This is a genomic window from Pedobacter sp. GW821-FHT01D05, assembly GCF_059422505.1.
This window is the reverse complement of the sequence record NZ_JBWKXA010000002.1, coordinates 715,535-731,141: the sequence shown is the minus strand read 5'-3', so window position 1 is coordinate 731,141 and position 15,607 is coordinate 715,535. Positions and strand designations below refer to the sequence as shown.

The 15,607-nt window shown below is 39.0% G+C and carries 7 protein-coding genes; 5 read left to right on the top strand and 2 right to left on the bottom strand.

The window, feature by feature from the left end; genetic code table 11:
- Nucleotides 1-95 precede the first annotated feature (95 nt).
- From AC07VK_RS11225 to AC07VK_RS11215, 3 genes are read left to right on the top strand one after another with little or no spacing between them, the layout of a single operon-like run.
- A complete protein-coding gene (locus tag AC07VK_RS11225; protein ID WP_492960472.1) occupies nucleotides 96-5,126 on the top strand; it encodes a translocation/assembly module TamB domain-containing protein in 5,031 nt (1,676 codons plus the stop codon).
- Nucleotides 5,110-7,425 carry a translocation and assembly module lipoprotein TamL gene (gene tamL / locus AC07VK_RS11220; RefSeq protein WP_492960470.1) on the top strand — a complete coding sequence of 772 codons (2,316 nt, stop codon included), beginning with the start codon at nucleotides 5,110-5,112 and terminating at the stop codon, nucleotides 7,423-7,425. The genes AC07VK_RS11225 and tamL overlap by 17 nt, the downstream gene beginning before the upstream one ends.
- A gap of 7 nt (nucleotides 7,426-7,432) precedes the next feature.
- The gene (locus tag AC07VK_RS11215; RefSeq protein ID WP_057932033.1) at nucleotides 7,433-8,455 is read left to right on the top strand and encodes a YihY/virulence factor BrkB family protein; all 1,023 of its coding nucleotides are present in this window, start codon (nucleotides 7,433-7,435) and stop codon (nucleotides 8,453-8,455) included.
- 329 nt (nucleotides 8,456-8,784) lie between these two features.
- Here the strand turns inward: AC07VK_RS11215 and AC07VK_RS11210 are convergent, their stop codons facing one another.
- A complete protein-coding gene (locus AC07VK_RS11210) occupies nucleotides 8,785-10,656 on the bottom strand; it encodes a DNA topoisomerase IV subunit B (RefSeq protein ID WP_492954758.1) in 1,872 nt (623 codons plus the stop codon).
- Nucleotides 10,657-11,067: 411 nt separating this feature from the next.
- Between AC07VK_RS11210 and AC07VK_RS11205 the strand changes: the two genes are divergently transcribed.
- Both AC07VK_RS11205 and AC07VK_RS11200 read left to right on the top strand, forming a co-directional pair.
- Nucleotides 11,068-12,405: an APC family permease gene (locus tag AC07VK_RS11205; protein WP_492960468.1), complete on the top strand. Its 1,338-nt coding sequence runs from the start codon at nucleotides 11,068-11,070 to the stop codon at nucleotides 12,403-12,405.
- Between the two features lie 69 nt (nucleotides 12,406-12,474).
- Complete coding sequence (locus AC07VK_RS11200; RefSeq protein ID WP_492960466.1) at nucleotides 12,475-13,809, top strand: MFS transporter; 1,335 nt, start codon at nucleotides 12,475-12,477, stop codon at nucleotides 13,807-13,809.
- An 81-nt stretch (nucleotides 13,810-13,890) separates the two neighbouring features.
- On the opposite strand, the gene AC07VK_RS11195 is transcribed toward AC07VK_RS11200, so the two are convergent.
- Entirely contained in the window at nucleotides 13,891-15,603 is a 1,713-nt protein-coding gene (locus AC07VK_RS11195; protein ID WP_492960464.1) for a RagB/SusD family nutrient uptake outer membrane protein, read from the bottom strand.
- Nucleotides 15,604-15,607 lie beyond the last annotated feature (4 nt).

Sequence of the window (15,607 nt, the reverse complement as noted above, 5' to 3'; positions counted from 1 at the left end):
GAAACCGCCTATGTTAAATTTTTATAGCGGGCGAACAATTTAAGTTATTTTTTGTATTATTTAATAAAAACTGCCTTAAAATTAATTTTAATGGCATGCTTTTGGCATTTATCAAACACCAAACACGCTTAGCTTTGAATAAATACGTACGTAAAAGTCTAAAAATTTTATTGTGGGTAATTGCTTCCATCATCATCCTGGTTGTTGGTTTAGCCTTGTCTTTAAATATTCCGGCAGTTCAGAATTTTGTTAAAGACAAAGCCATAAATTACCTTAAAAACAAAACCAAAACTGAGGTAAGGTTAGAAAGCATTAAAATTGCATTGCCAAAAGACGTGGTTCTAAATAAATTCTATATCGAAGATCGCAAAGGCGATACCTTATTATATGCCGAAAAACTGGCGGTTGATATTAGCTTATTTAAACTCTTAAAAAACACCATTGAGGTTAACAATATTGAGCTGAAAAACATACGCGCAAATGTTAAGCGTATTAGTCCCGATACAACATTCAACTTTTCGTTCCTGGTTGATGCTTTTATGAGCGATCAGAAAAAGCCTGAAGAAAAAGTAGATAAAGACACCACCTCTACCCTTAAATTCTCTGTCGATAAAGTTTCATTTGAAGATATAGGCATTAACTATCGTGATGATGTAGCCGGTAATGACGTGAAATTATATCTCGGTGCCTTTAAAACTAAAATCAAAGATTTCGATTTAGCCAACCAGCATTATGTAATTAAAGAATTAAGTTTAGTAAACACTTCTTTACGTTATCTGCAACAAAAACCACTAGTTCACCTGGTGCAGCACATTACAAACAGTGTTGACAGCACCGAGAAAGAACAGGGCAAACTGCCATTAATAGAAGTGCAGAACCTCATTTTCAGTAAGGTAAAGGTAAATTACGACGATCAGTTATCCACTACCAAAGCCGTTGCCGATGTAAACGACCTGGGTTTGGTAAACCTTAAAGTAGATTTAACCAATAGTAAATATTCGGTTGATGATGCCCATTTAAATAAATCAAATATTCTTTTTGCTTTTAAACCAGCGCCAAGTAATGATTTAAAAAAAGTTAAAGATACCGTAGTACCTGAGAAATCTAATTTAGGCCTGATCATCAAAAACATCAGTTTAGCCGATAACAATGTACAGTTCGATAATGTTGGGGCAAAACCTGCTGCCAAGGGCATAGACTTTAATCACCTAAAAATTAACCAGCTCAATTTAGGCGCAAGTGATGTGTCTTATAGCGCTGCAGGTATAAAGGCCAATGTTAAAAATGGATCATTAAAGGAAAAAAGTGGCTTTGTACTGGATCAGCTGAGGGGCGATGCGGTGTATAACGACAAACAGATCAAACTGAGCAATTTCATTTTAAAAACACCTAATACTTCAATCGAAAATGCGACTGAATTAAATTTTACCTCGATGGAGGATTTAACCAAACATCCTGAACGCGTAAAATTGAATTTGGCCTTTAAGAACACCACCATCGGCTTAAAAGATGCTGGCTTTTTCAGCGATGCCATACCAGCCAATTACCGCAACGAAAAAATAAAACTGACTGCTGATGTTAATGGCTATCTGAATAACCTGAATATCCCAAAACTGCAGATCAGTGGGCTAAAAAATACGCAGATAGATATCAGTGGAAAAGCGAAAGGTCTACCTGACATCAAAAAAACTTATCTCGATTTAAATATTAAAAAGTTACATCTAACCAAAGGAGATATTTTGGTGGTTGTACCCAAAAAATCGCTGCCGCCTACGATCGAATTGCCAAATGTAATTGATGCGAAAGGCACATTTAAGGGTTCAATGACCGATTTTAACACTAACCTGAACATCAACACCGATATGGGTGGAGCAATTTTGGTAGCAGGTATGAAAGGACCAAAAGGTAAGGAAAGTTATAAGGCCAATATTAACTTAAACAACTTTAACGTTGGCAGGCTTTTAAAAATGCAACCGAAACTCGGTCGGATTTCGGTTAAGGCAAATGTGGCCGGCACAGGCCTCGATCCTAAAAAGATTAACGCCAAGTTTAACGCTAAGGTGATTAGTGCTTATTATAACAAATATACCTACCGTAATTTAAGCCTTGCCGGCAATTACAGCAACCAAAACATCAGCATTAAAAGTAGCATGCCCGATAGCAATGCGAACTTTAATTTAGATGCCAAAGTGAATCTGGCAGGAAAATATCCTGCGGTGAAAGCTGACTTAAACTTAAAGCAGGTAAACTTACAGGCATTAAACTTTAGTCCAACAGTATTAAGTGCGGCAGGTATAGTTAAAGTAAACCTCACTACCGCCGATGCTGATTATTTAAATGGATCGGTTGATATTACAGGCTTACAATTGGTAAAGGATAAACAAAGAATTAATGTTGATACGATTTCCATCCGTGCAAAATCGACCGCTACCGAAAATGAACTGACCTTAAAATCTGAAATACTATCAGCAAAAATTGATGGCAAATACCAGCTTACCAAAGTTGGCGATGCCATTATCAACGAAATTAATAAATACTATGCCTTTGGTACCGTTGCTAAAGTTCCCGACCAAAGGCTAAGGTTCTTCGTTCAGGTTTACGATTCTAAATTATTGAAGGAGTTTGTACCAGAGTTAACGGTATTTAAACAATCGCAGTTTTATGGATTGATCGATACGCAAAAAGACAGCTTACAGATTAAAGGGAATTTCCCACAGGTGGTTTATGGCGATTTTAAGGTAGATACTACGGTTTTAAACATCAATAACGATAACAATAAACTGGCTTATAGTTTAACCGTTAAAAGTCTCCAAAGCCCGGCCATTGCACTCTTTAATACAGAAGTAAGTGGCGATGCTTCGAATAATAATTTAGGCGTTAACATCTTCCTTCGCGATAGGCAGCTTAAAAACAAATACGTTATTGGTGGTACTTTCCAATCGATTAATAAGGATTTCAAATTCACTTTAGATCCGCAAAAACTATTGCTCGATTATCAAAAATGGGTGGTTTCGCAGGATAACTATATTCAATTTGGCGCATCAGGCATATTGGTTAACCAGTTCCAGATTAGTAACAGCGGTCAATCGCTTTCCATCAATAGTAATCCCACCGAACCAAATGCCCCCCTGGCTGTAGAATTTAAAGATTTCCAGCTAGAAACTTTAACCAAATTTGCAGAAACCGATACTACTTTGGTTGGTGGCCGTTTAAATGGAACCGCAAACGTTAAAGATTTGGCCGGCACGCCAAAATTTGAAGCAAATTTAACCGTCGATCAGCTGCGTTATCAAAAAGATCAACTGGGCACTTTACGTCTGGCCGTAAACAACAATACCGAAAATGCTTTCGAGGTAAATGTTGCTTTAACAGGCGTGCACGAGTTAAGGGTTAACGGCTTCTATTATACTGCACCAGAAAGCGCTTTAGATCTTAAGGTAAACATCGATAAGATTGAAATGAAAAATATAGAAAGTTTATCTGCTGGTCAGCTTAAACGTGGTACCGGAACCTTAACGGGCGCATTAACGGTTAAAGGTGCGCTAACAGCTCCGAAAATACTGGGCGATTTAACTTTCAATAATGCAGGATTTAATGTGGCTTATGTAAATTCATATTTCCGCATGCCTAACGAAAAGATTTCATTCACAAACGAAGGCATCAGTTTTAACAATTTTACACTCCTTGATTCCTTAAATCAGAAGGCAACCGTAAACGGAAAAATTTATACCACCGATTTTAAAAATTACCGTTTCGGTTTAGACATCCGAACAAACAATTTCAGGGCAATTAATTCGACCGCAGTTGATAATGACATGATTTACGGGACGGTATTCTTAACAAGCAATATTAAAGTACGCGGAGATTTAAACCAACCTGATGTGAACATGAACGTTAATGTGAATAAGGGTACAAAATTTTTCTTCGCTTTGCCTTCAAGTGACCCTGCGATTATTGACCAGGAAGGTATAGTACAGTTTATTGATGCCGATGCACCTCCTTTTAACGGACAAAAAGCACTTAAAGTTGATAGCATCAGTAAATCTCCGATTAAGGGATTAAACCTGGTGGCAACAGTTAAAGTAGATCCGGAAGCGGAACTGAATGTTGTTGTAGATCCATCTACTGGCGATAATTTAAAAGTTAGAGGTGATGCAGACTTAAATGTAACGATGGACCCAAGCGGTAAAATCAGCATGACCGGTCGCTATGAAATAGTTGATGGTTCATACAATTTAACGCTGGCTGTTGTAAAAAAAGAATTTAAACTGGTTAAAGGCAGTACCATTGTGTGGACAGGTGAGCCTACTTCTGCTACGGCCAATATTACGGCTTTATACGAAGTTAACGCTGCTCCCATCGATCTGTTAAACCAGCCGGATCTCTACGAGGCGAGAACAAAATTGCCTTTCCAGGTTTATCTGATGATAAAAGGCGAATTGTTAAAGCCAACCATTTCATTTAAGCTCGATCTGCCAGAAAATGAGCGTGGCGCTTTAAATGGCCAGGTTTATACCAAATTAATTAATGTAAACCGCGATGAAAGTGAGTTGAACAAACAGGTGCTTTCTTTACTTGCCCTAAACCGGTTTATTGCCAATAATCCTTTCCAAAGTCTGGCCGGCGGTGGTGGCGGTGTTTCTACCCTTGCCCGTTCGAGTGTAAGCAAACTGTTAACCGAACAATTGAATAATTTAACCTCCGATTTAATTCAGGGTGTTGATCTTAACTTCGGTGTAAATTCATCTGAAGATTATTCAACAGGTTCGATGCAGCAAAAAACAGATCTGGAGGTTGGCTTATCTAAAAAACTGCTAAACGATAGATTAACCGTTAGCGTAGGAAGCTCTTTTGCTTTAGAAGGGCCACAGGCACCAGGAGAAAAATCGACCAATATTGCCGGAAACGTAAACGTAGAATATGCACTTTCTGCCGATGGGCGGTACCGCTTAAGGGCTTACCGCAGAAACCAGAACGATATGATTATACAGGGACAGATTGTTGAAACAGGCTTAGGCTTTACCCTGGTAGTAGATTACAATAAGTTTAGAGAGATTTTTCAAAAGAAAAGAATCAGAAGAATAAGAAACATTGAACAGAAAGCACAAGATGAGAAAACTAACTAGACCACTTTTATTTTTATTGGCCTGTTTAGTTTGGGCGGCCTGCAGCAGTACCAAATCGTTAAAACCAGGACAGATTTTGTATACCGGTGCTGAAGTAAAAATCAATCCAGACTCATCGGGAAAAATTGACAATGAAAAACAGGTTAAAACCGATCTGGAAGCTAAAACAAGACCACGCCCCAATAAGTCTATACTTGGCATTAAATATAAACTGGGCATTTACAATCTTGCTGGCCAACCCAAAAAACCAAAAGGTTTTAGAAACTGGTTACGCAGACAAGGAGAACCACCTGTATTATTGAACGATGTAAAGCTGAAATACAACAATGATGTATTATCCAGTTACCTCATTAGCGAAGGCTATTTACAGGCAAATGTTACCGGCGATACCGTTATCAAGGAAAAAAAGGGTAAGGCCATCTATACTGCACTTACCGGACAACGCTATAAAATCAACAAGATTAATTTCCCTCCGGATACTGGGGTACTGACCAAGATCATCAATGCCAACAAAGACAAAACCTTGCTAAAAGTTGGCGATTATTATGACATCGATACCTACAAAAATGAACGGATCAGGATCGATAACGACTTAAAGGAAAGTGGCTATTTCTATTTCAGTCCTGATTATTTAATTATGCAGGTAGATAGTACTATAGGTAAAAACCTGGTTAATGTTTCGGTTAAGGTAAAAGATATTGCGCCCGATGCAGCATTAAAACCCTATACCATTAAAAACATCAATATATATCCTAATTATTCGTTAAGGCGAGATAGCACATTGAGAAAACTGAAACCCTTGCAGTATAACGATTTCAATATATACGATGACCGAAATACCTTTAAACCAAGGCTTTTCGATCGTTTAGTGTTTTTTCAAAAAGGCGAGCCCTATAACCGTAAAGATCATAACCAATCGTTAAACCGAATGGTAAATGTAGGTGCTTTTCAGGATGTAAGGGCCGAATTTTTACCCGTTGATAGTTTCAGAAACAATCAGCTCGATTTAAATATCTATTTAACGCCTTTAAAGAAAAACTCACTCACCTTTTCGGTTGTAGGAACGAGTAAATCAAACAATTTCGTTGGCTCAGAGGTAAAAGTAACGCAAACCACCAGAAACTTGTTTAGAAATGCAGAACAATTAGATTTGAGTGTTAGTGGTGGCTTCGAAACGCAAACCAAGGGAACTTCTCTAGGCAAAAACTCTTTATCATTAACTGCTGAAGGAAAATTGACTTTCCCGAGGTTTATTGTTCCCTTTTACAAACCGAATAGTACCAATGCTTTCATCCCGAAAACCATTGCCTCGCTTTCTTACCAGATGCTTAACCGTGGTTCTGAATATACTTTACATGCTTTTAAAGGGCAATATGGTTACAACTTTAAAGAGAATTTATACAAAGAGCATAATTTCAACCCCATATCGATTAGTTATGTTTCAACAAGTTTTCCTGATTCACTCACAGAAAAAAACATATACGAACAGAATCCATTATTAAGAACCACTTTAGAAAGCCAGTTTATTATTGGCAGTAACTATAACTTCACCTATACCAACCAGATGGAGGATAGCCGCAGAAATAATACCTATTTCTTTGGCGGGTTAGAAACGGGTGGTAATGTTTGGGGGCTGTTTACCCCAAAAGATGAAAATGGCCAACGATCTATTTTTAACAGACCATTAACGCAGTTTATCAGGGCAGAAGCCGATTTAAGGGATTATTATAAAATCACCAGAAACTTAATCTGGGCAAACAGGTTAAACCTGGGTTATGGTTATGCTTACGGTAACTCTACCTCACTCCCATTTGTTAAACAGTTTTTTGCTGGGGGCAGTAACGATATCAGGGCTTTTCCGGCCAGAACTTTAGGCCCTGGGACTTATAAAGTTCCGGATGATGCAATTTTTGCCGATCAGGGTGGTGATATTAAGTTAATGCTTAACTCAGAACTAAGGTTTAAGATAGTAAGTGTACTCTATGGTGCCTTATTTGTAGATGCCGGAAATATCTGGCTAAGAAAAGAAGATCTTGGAGAGCCCGGCAAACCTGAGACGGCAAGACTTGGATCTGGTTTTAAGCTAAAAAATGCCTTTAGCGAGCTGGCAGTGGGTACTGGTGCAGGCTTACGGGTAGATGTAAGCATCTTCGTAGTCCGCTTAGATGTGGCCTTCCCCGTACGTAAACCTTACCTGCCGGAAGGACAGAGATGGGTATTCGATGATATCGCCTTCGGCAATAAAGACTGGCGTAAACAGAACTTAATTTTTAACATTGGGATAGGATATCCGTTTTAATTTTTCTATGAGAGTTATCCATAAGATCAAACATTTCTTCATTGCGCTATATCATCTTTTCGTTGCTGCCGGGAAAGGTTTTATGGAAGATAGGGTAACTAAATTAAGTGCTTCGCTTGCTTACTACACCATTTTTTCACTTACTCCACTCATCATTATCATGCTATCTGCCGCTACCCTATTTTTTGGCGACAAAAGAAATGAGGAAACAAGAGGTCAGTTTTATGGGCAGGTTACGAAAATGGTTGGCAAAGAGGCGGCGACGCAAATCCAAGGTTTTGTAGAACATGCAAACAAATCCGGGCAATCTACCATTGGTTTAATTATTGGGATTTGTACATTGATTATTGGTTCAACTGCTATTTTTATTGAGATACAAGATAGTATCAACATGATCTGGAAAGTAAAGGCTGTGCCCAAAAAAGGCTGGATAAAAATGCTTTCTAACAGGTTATTGTCTTTCTCTTTAATTGTTTCGATGGGCTTTTTGTTGCTTGTTTCACTAGTGGTTAACACTGTAGTAGTTGGTTTGGGTTCTAAATTGGCCAACCTGCTTTCGCAAAGTAAGATAGATGAAGTAATCCCCGTTGCAAACGATACAATGGCCATTCTAATTTATATTTTAAACAATGTAATAACCCTTGCTGCCGTTACAGCGGTATTTGCTGTTATATTTAAGGTATTACCCGATGTGATCATCCGATGGAAATCAGCCATAATCGGTGCTTTATTTACTGCGGTTCTTTTCAGTTTGGGTAAATACCTGATCGGGATTTATATCGAAAAAGGTAATCCGGGCTCGGCCTTTGGCGCAGCCAGTTCCATCATTGTGATTTTATTATGGATTTATTATACCTCAATAATACTCTACTTCGGTGCCGAATTTACACAGGCCTATGCGGAAAAGTACGATAATGGCATTTCACCTAGTAAATATGCCGTGTTTACAAAAATTACTATCGTAGAGAAAAAGGTAGATGTATTGCCGCCACAACACCCGGAAGATACGGTGAATGTACCTAAAGAATAAGACGGTCGTCATCCTGAACTTGTTTCAGGATCTTTCCAACACGCGGTCGTCATTCCCGCACATGCGGGAATCTTAAAGCTATAAAACGGTTATAACCAAGAAAGCCATGCTTTAAAAGCTTAATTTCCTTTTTATAGATAAAGCTGGTTCGTGAAGGCACGAACCACGGCATAACAAGATAGATGCTGAAACGAGTTCAGCAGGACGCCAAGAGTGATTTAACCGCAAGCATTCAAACGCGATTGTCATCCTGAGCGGAGTCGAAGGATCTTTTCAACGCAACGCATTAAACAAAAAAGTCAAGTTCTTTTCAAACTTGACTTTCTCTTTTATGCTACTTCTTCAGTAATTACTTTAGGTTCTTCAGTTACCTCATCCTTTTCTATCCGTAGGTTACGGATAATGTGCTGCTGCCTATCAGGCGTATTTTTACCCATGTAATACTCCAGCAAACTTTTAATCGTCTGATCTTTCAAAATAACCGGATCTAACCTGATATCCTTTCCAATAAACAAACCGAATTCATCAGGAGAAATTTCTCCTAAACCTTTAAATCGGGTAATTTCTGGTTTATTGCCCAGTTTTTCGATGGCGTTTTTACGTTCTTCATCACTATAGCAATAAATCGTTTCTTTTTTGTTCCGAACCCTGAAAAGCGGCGTTTGTAGAATATACACATGCCCTGCTTTTACCAGATCGGGAAAAAACTGAAGAAAGAAGGTCATCATCAACAAACGGATGTGCATCCCATCCACATCGGCATCAGTTGCAATTACAATATTGTTATAATGTAATCCTTCTAAACCATCTTCAATATTTAAAGCATGCTGTAGCAGATTAAATTCTTCATTTTCGTAAACTACCTTTTTGGTTAGTTCGTAACAGTTTAGTGGTTTACCCTTTAAACTAAACACCGCCTGACAATCTACATCGCGCGATTTTGTGATCGAACCCGATGCTGAATCTCCCTCGGTAATAAACAAAGTAGTTTCGTAACGTTTCTCGTGTGTAGTATTAAAATGCACCTTACAATCGCGCAGTTTTTTATTGTGTAACGATGCCTTTTTCGCTCTATCGTTTGCCAGCTTCTTAATGCCCGCAATATCTTTACGCTCGCGCTCCGACTGCATAATTCTTTTTAACAAGGCATCAGCAACATCTGGATTTTTATGCAGATAATCATCCAATTCTTTTTTAACAAAATCGTTGATAAAAGTGGCTACCGATGGCCCTTCTGGTCCCATATTCTGCGAACCCAGTTTTGTTTTGGTCTGCGATTCGAACACGGGCTCCTGTACACGCACAGAAATTGCTGCAATAATGGATGAACGAACATCGGCTGCATCAAACTCTTTTTTGAAAAACTCTCTAACGGTTTTCACCACCGCTGCCCTGAAAGCCGCCTGGTGCGTTCCGCCTTGTGTGGTGTGCTGTCCGTTTACAAATGAGTGGTAATCTTCGCCATATTGTTGGCCGTGGGTCATCGCTATTTCAATATCCGGCCCAATCATGTGGATAATTGGATAACGGATTTCTTCTGGCTTATTAAATTTAGAAAGCAGATCGTAAAGACCTCTTTCTGAAAAATATTTCTGGTTATTAAAATTTACGGTTAAACCTGTATTTAAGAACACGTAGTTCCACACCATACTCTCTACAAAATCAGGGATGTAATGGTAGTTTCTGAAAATGGTTTCATCTGGATAAAAAGTAATCGCCGTACCATTACGCTGAGTAGTATCAATAATTGGCTGCTCATTTACAATTTCTCCTTTAGAAAATTCTACCTTTTTTGTTTTTCCATCACGGTACGATTGCACCGTAAAACTAGTAGAAAGTGCATTTACAGCCTTAGTACCTACCCCATTTAAACCAACAGATTTCTGGAAAGCATTGCTATCGTATTTACCACCGGTATTAATCTTGCTTACACAATCGATTACCTTGCCCAGTGGAATGCCACGACCGTAATCACGTATATTTACCTTTTGCTCAGAAACAGTAATTTCGATGGTTTTTCCGGTACCCATTACAAACTCATCGATAGAGTTATCTACAATTTCTTTTAACAAAACGTAAATACCGTCGTCCTGCGCAGAACCATCGCCAAGTTTACCAATGTACATCCCCGGACGAAGCCTGATGTGCTCTTTCCAATCTAATGAACGGATACTATCGTCGTTATAAATTACTTCTGCCATACTGTTTTTATCTGTTCTTCAATGAAAAACCCTGCATTTTTTTGGTTTGCAAAGCGATGAAGAATTTGTAGAAATAACCCTGATGATTGAAATAAAAATAATTTCAAATACGTTCTTCAGAATTATTATACAATAATAGATTTATTCTGTGAGGCTCGCAAAAGAAAATTTCCACATGTGAACAGTGAGTTGTATAGGGTGATGGTTCATGGTCTTTTTGTCAATAGCCTGATAATCGATGGCTCATGGCCAATAGGCTTATGGGCCATCAACCATGAGCGATCAAACTATGAACCATTTTTCCACATCCCCGGAAACCAATTATACCTAATTCAATAGCCCTCTTCAATCATTCCTCACTCAATCATTCAAATTTGCCTATCTTCAACCCAATATTCATAATTCTATTTAATGCAACAAAAGAAGCAACTTTCGCTATTCGATTTATCCATGATTGTGGTGAGTTTGGTTATTGGCATGGGCGTTTTCCGTACGCCTGTAAACGTAGCAGCTAAGGCACAAATTCCCGAACTGTTTTATTTGGCCTGGTTTATCGGTGGTTTTGTAGCCTTTTGTGGTGCATTAACTTATGCCGAAATTGGTTCCCGTTTTCCGGTAACAGGAGGGTACTATAAAATATTTTCAGCCGCTTATCACCCATCCATTGCCTTTGCCATTAATTGTATTGTAATCATTTCGAGTGCGGCATCTGTAGCGGCCATTTCGATTATTGGGGCAGAATACCTGAGTAAAATTATTTTACCTATCGATAAACAGAATGAAACCTACCGCGTTGCTATTGCCATTACCACCATTTTGGTGTTTTATTTCATTAACCTGTTAGGCTTAAAAGCGAGTTCTAAAACACAGAATGTGTTAACGGTAATTAAAATTGGGATGATTTTAACGCTCATCTGCGCTGTATTTTTCGGCGGACAAACACAAACCGTTACCCCGATCTTTAAAACAGCAACTGGTGCTTTACCAACCTGGTCTGATTATGGGAAAGCCTTAGGCCTGTGTTTAATTGCGGTTTCTTTTTCTTACGCAGGTTATGCGCAAACCATCAACTTTGGCGGGGAAGTTAAAGAAGCCAAAAAAGTAATTCCACGTTCAATTATTATCGGCTTAACCATTATTGTAATCCTTTATCTGGCGATCAACTATGTGTATGTAAAGGTCATCGGTTTTGAAGAATTAAAATCAGCGGAAAGCATAGCCGCGATACTGGCTTCGAAGATATTTGGTCCTGCCGGATTTAACGCACTTTCCATAATTATCTTTTTTTCGGTAATGGGTTATGTAAACGTAAATCTATTGAGTAACCCAAGAGCCATGTTTGCCATGGGCGAAGAAGGAGCACTGCCAAAAATATTCAGCAGGATGAACAATAAAACAGAGGTAATTACCATTAGTTTAACGGTTTTTACGTTAATTGCCGTTGTAATTATTTTCTATGCCAAAACCTTCGACAAAATTTTAAACTATACTATCTTTTTAGAAAGCATTAGCATGGCCAGTTCGGCAGCAACGATTTTCATTCTTAGAAAAAGAACGGCAGATCTTGATAAAAAAACCATCTATACTGTTCCTTTATATCCTATATTGCCTATCATATTTATTGCCGCTTATACTTTCGTGGCCTTTAGCATTTATGCTGATGACCCGAACGCGGCATTGAACGGATTATATATTTTTGTAGGCTTTCTGGTCATCTATTTTGTGAGCAGGTGGTTTAAGAAAAAATAGCAAACTGGGTATTCAAACCTCACAGGTTTTTGAAACCTGTGAGGTTTAGAAACAACTTTAAAATAATTAATGAACAAAACACTCTCCTTAAAACAAGAAATTGCTTACGCTGCTGGTATGATTGGATGGAGCACGATGACAAACATTATCATCGTAATGCTTCCCTATTTCTATCTTCCTCCAAGCAACGCTGGCCTGCCGCCTTTGGTACCACAGCTCGTTTTATTGGGTGCATTTAATATCCTTTCAATTATTGCTGCTTCAGGAAGGTTGGTGGATGCCATTTACGATCCGTTTATTGCCGCTAAAAGTGATGCATGCACCAATAAAAATGGTCGAAGGATGCCTTTTATGAAATGGGCAATTGTTCCTGCTATGCTTTTTTGCGGACTGGTTTTCTACCCGATCCAAAAAATGGAGACCCTGCATAATGCCTGGTGGTTAACCATCACACTTTGTTTGTTTTTTGTATCAGTTACCACTTATATTATTCCTTATAACGCGCTGCTGGCCGAAGTAACCAATACACCAAGGCAAAAAGTTAAGTTATCCAGTTATCAACAGGTTGGTTTTGTAATCGGAATCATTCTATCGGCCTGTACCAACAACTTTGCCGATCTGGTTGAGGCTCATTTTCATGTAGCCAACCGCAGCGAAGCCATCCAGATTGCAATATGGGGTTTGTGTATCTTATCCGGACTGGTAATGTTATTGCCAATTTCTTTCATCAACGAAAAGGAATTTTCGGTTGCAAAGCCTACTCATATCCCTTTATGGCCAGCAATTAAGAGTACCTTTAAAAACAGCAATTTTAAATATTACCTGATATCTGATTTTGCTTTTTATACGGCCCTGAGTATTATTTCAAGCGGTTTATTGTTTTTTTGTACGGTTTTGTTGGGCTTACCAGAATCAGAAGGCGGAAAATTTATGGGTGCAATGGTTTTTGCTTCCTTGCTATTTTACCCGCTGGTTAATTTTGGTTCGGCTAAAATCGGCAAAAAACCTTTTGTATTACTTGCCTTTGGCGTGTTGTGCTTAATTTTCGTTACCATTTTCTTTTTAGGCAAATTACCATTTGGCCCACACACACAGATTTACATCCTGGTACTATCCGCTTCGTTTCCATTAGCGGCACTTGGCATTTTACCTACAGCGATTTTAGCTGATATTGCGCAAAGAGATACTTTAGAAACCGGAGAAAACCACGAAGGTATGTTCTTCGCCGTCAAATATCTTTTTGTAAAACTCGGACAAACCTTAGGCATCGCCATTTTCGCCATGCTTACCATTTACGGCAAGGATCCTGGCAACGATTTCGGACTACGCCTAAATGGAATTGTAGGTTTCGGGCTCTGTTTAATTGCCCTATTATTTTTTAGCAGGTTTAAGGAGGAGAAATAATCCATCTGTAAAATAACTATAAAAAAAAACGCATGGAAGGCTAATGCTTACTCCATGCGTTTTCATTAAAACAAATCAGAATTAATACCCCGGGCTTTGTTTTAGGGTACCATTACTCCTATCAATCTGATCTTGCGGTAAAGGGAAATAATCATCTCTGGTTTCGATGGTAATGCCTTTTAAGTAATTAAAGTATCCACCTTCAAAAGAAAAATAACTTTCCAGTGTTTGTTTGGCTATGCCCCAACGTACCAAATCAAAGAAGCGGTGACCTTCTAATGCCAACTCTAACCTGCGTTCGAAACGCACCGCATTTCTTGCATAGGTATCATTTGGAAATGAGGTATACTGGCTAACTTTGTAAGCCGCCGCCGGAGTCCCATTTATATCACGAGGGGTAATTTTAGCCGCACGGGCTCTAACAGCATTAACCAATATTAAAGCTCTGCCCAAATCGCCTTTTTCTACTGCACATTCTGCCGCCATCAGGTAAACATCAGCTAAGCGGATCAGGTTTACGTTTAATCCGGTTACGTTGGAACTTCCCGGGGCTGTTCCGCTCGAAATCTGAGCCGCATCAATGGTATTCTTAACAGCCAGAAAAGGGCCGCCGTTGCTGGCGTCGCGAATCCAGGTATCACCAGGCATTAAACCCCAATCGCGATATGGAACGCCACGCCTTCCTATTGTCGATTCAATTCGTGGATCTAAAGGTAAAGTCTTATCTACGGTGTAGTTTGTTTTATCCGTTCCGGTTAATCCATAATCAGATTTATAGGGATTAGTACGATAGCTGCCATCCAGTAGCGGTAAGCCAAGGGCGTTTACCTTAAATGAGTTGGCCAGATCGATAGTTGGCTGGAAGAAACCGCAACAGTTAATCGGTGCATTACCATATGGAAAGTTGAGCATATCGCCCACGTTGCCGTTATCTCCGCCGGTACCATCTGTTCCAACTGAATGTTGAACAGACATAATGGTTTCAGGTCCGTCTTCTTTGGTGATATCAAAGTTGTCTGAATAGGGCATATCGATCAAACTTGGTTTTGCCAATATTACCGCATTTAACAGATCATAAGCCTCTGTATATTTCTTTTGGTATAAAAGTACCTTTCCAAGATAAGCCTGAGCAGCATATTTATCAACCCTACCTTTTTGATTTTTTGGTTTGGTTGTGCTTAAGTTGGCAACGGCAAACTGAAGATCATCTACAATATTTGGATAAATATCTTTATCATTTGGAACAAAAGCACCACTATTGGCCTCGGTAACATAAGGCACAACTTTAAATATACGAACCAAAAAGAAATAATAATGTCCACGTAACAATCTGGCTTCACCTTGAATTTCTTTTGCTCGGGCATCATCAAATTTGGCTGATCCCGAACCTGCCTGTAAGCTGGCAAGGACTTTTAGCGTACGGTTACAGCGTTGAATTCCTTCAAAACACCTGTTCCAAATATTCGATAAATTATCATTTGTACTGGTTGGCGAATGCTGTTCAATGGCATTCATGGGCGGCTGATCTCCTGTGCTACTCCCTTTATGGGCATTATCAGATGCAACCTCGCCAAATAGCCATTGGCTTGGTGCTGCCCCATAATTACCCCATGTTCCGTCTAAATTGCCATTAAGTAAGCTATAGGAGCCTATTAAAAGTCCTTCAACCCCCTCTTGGCTCATTAACTGTTCCTCGGTGAGTTCGCCCTGCGGTTGCAATGCTAAAAATTCCTTCTTGCAGGAAAACGTACTGCAAATTAATAAGGAAAGAAGAATATATTTTATATGTTTCATTTTG

Bases quoted from the DNA above. Each gene is read 5' to 3' on its own strand.
- tamL (WP_492960470.1), top strand. From the start codon at position 5,110: ATGAGAAAACTAACTAGACCACTTTTATTTTTATTGGCCTGTTTAGTT.
- AC07VK_RS11210 (WP_492954758.1), bottom strand. From the start codon at position 10,656: ATGGCAGAAGTAATTTATAACGACGATAGTATCCGTTCATTAGATTGG.
- AC07VK_RS11225 (WP_492960472.1), top strand. From the start codon at position 96: ATGCTTTTGGCATTTATCAAACACCAAACACGCTTAGCTTTGAATAAA.
- AC07VK_RS11215 (WP_057932033.1), top strand. From the start codon at position 7,433: ATGAGAGTTATCCATAAGATCAAACATTTCTTCATTGCGCTATATCAT.
- AC07VK_RS11195 (WP_492960464.1), bottom strand. From the start codon at position 15,603: ATGAAACATATAAAATATATTCTTCTTTCCTTATTAATTTGCAGTACG.
- AC07VK_RS11205 (WP_492960468.1), top strand. From the start codon at position 11,068: ATGCAACAAAAGAAGCAACTTTCGCTATTCGATTTATCCATGATTGTG.
- AC07VK_RS11200 (WP_492960466.1), top strand. From the start codon at position 12,475: ATGAACAAAACACTCTCCTTAAAACAAGAAATTGCTTACGCTGCTGGT.